This is a genomic window from Thermovirga sp. (genome assembly GCA_012523215.1).
Lineage (GTDB): Bacteria > Synergistota > Synergistia > Synergistales > Thermovirgaceae > 58-81.
In genome coordinates, this window is the sequence record JAAYIZ010000066.1 from 1 (window position 1) to 1,566 (window position 1,566).

The 1,566-nt window shown below is 57.3% G+C and carries 2 protein-coding genes; both read left to right on the forward strand.

Going from position 1 to position 1,566, the window contains the following annotated elements; genetic code table 11:
- Positions 1-1,139, forward strand: a 1,139-nt coding sequence (gene rocD, locus GX108_02095; GenBank protein ID NLO55838.1) for an ornithine--oxo-acid transaminase, incomplete at its 5' end; no start/stop codon positions are given.
- A 203-nt stretch (positions 1,140-1,342) separates the two neighbouring features.
- Positions 1,343-1,566: enoyl-CoA hydratase/isomerase family protein (locus GX108_02100; GenBank protein NLO55839.1), on the forward strand; the 224-nt coding region annotated here is incomplete at its 3' end.

A 1,566-nucleotide genomic window follows, 5' to 3' on the forward strand; every position in this document is an offset into this window, starting at 1 on the left:
CCCTCGAGGTGGTTATCACCAAGGCCGAGGGGATCTGGGTGGAAGATCCCGAGGGACGTCGATACATGGATATGCTTTCGGCCTATTCGGCCGTCAACCAGGGGCATCGTCACCCAAGAATCATCAAAGCTCTCAAGGACCAGGCCGATGAGCTCACCCTTACGTCCAGGGCCTTCTACAGTGATCAATGGCCCCTCTTCGCGAAAAAACTGTCGGGGCTTACCGGTAAAGACATGATCCTCCCCATGAACACCGGAGCGGAGGCCGTAGAGACGGCCATAAAGACCATGCGCAAGTGGGGCTACCTGGTGAAGGGTGTTGAGAAGGACAAGGCCGAGATCATCGTCTTCGAGGACAATTTCCACGGCCGCACCGTGACCATAGTGTCCTTTTCGGTCGACCCCATAGCAAAGGACAATTACGGTCCCTTCACCCCCGGTTTCGTGGTGGTTCCCTATGATAACCTCGAGGCCGCCAGGAAGGCCGTCAACAAGAACACCGTGGGGATCCTCGTGGAGCCCATCCAAGGAGAGGCGGGTGTCGCGGTGCCCAGCGAAGGGTTCCTCAAGGGGTTGGAGAAGATTGCCCGGGAGAACAACGTGCTCCTGGCCGTCGACGAGATCCAGACGGGCCTCTGCCGGACTGGAAAAATCTTCGCCTTTCAGCATGAGGACGTGGACCCCGACATAATCATCATGGGTAAGGCCCTCGGGGGCGGTGTTTTCCCCGTGTCGGCGGTGGCCGCTGACAAAGAAGTCCTCGGAGTTTTTCAACCGGGCAGCCATGGCTCGACCTTCGGGGGCAATCCCCTTGCCTGCGCCGTCGCCAACGAGGCCCTCGATGTGCTCATCGATGAAAAAATGTCCGAAAGGGCCACCGAGCTCGGCGCGTACTTTATGGAAGGCTTGAAGGCTATCAAGTCCCCCAAGATAAAACAAATCAGGGGTAAGGGCCTCCTGATCGCGATCGTCCTGGAGGAATCCGCCGGCAAGGCCAGAAAGTACACGACAGCCCTGAAAGACAAGGGCCTGCTCTGCAAGGAGACCCACGACTGGATTATCCGGTTCGCCCCCCCGCTGGTGATAACCAGGGAAGAGATTGACAAGGCCCTGGAGGCGGTGCGGGAGGTGCTCAGTTAGAAAGAGCAACGTTCCTATCCCATGGGTTGAATCGTGAAAGGGGAGGCCCCGTCGGTGAGCGAGGCCTCCCCTTTGTCGCCATTCAAAATCCTGCCCCTTTAAATAGCCGAGGTGACGTGGGTTGACCGGGAGCACCCTTTGCAATAAGTTGGTTTGGGTGGCCCAATTGGTAAGAATCTTTTTTTTATCGGGAGGTGCAGCGGATGGAATATTCAAGGCTGATCGTTGAAAGGGGCGAGGATCATGTCGCCAGTGTTACCCTTAACAGGCCGGAGAAAATGAACGCTTTTGACAGCCCGATGGCGGAGGAACTCCTGGCCGCTTTCAGCGAACTGGATTCCTGTCCCAAAACCAGGGTGGTCCTCGTCAGGGGAGCCGGGCGCAATTTCTGCGCGGGGATCGATGTGAGTGAGATCTTGGGTAAAAA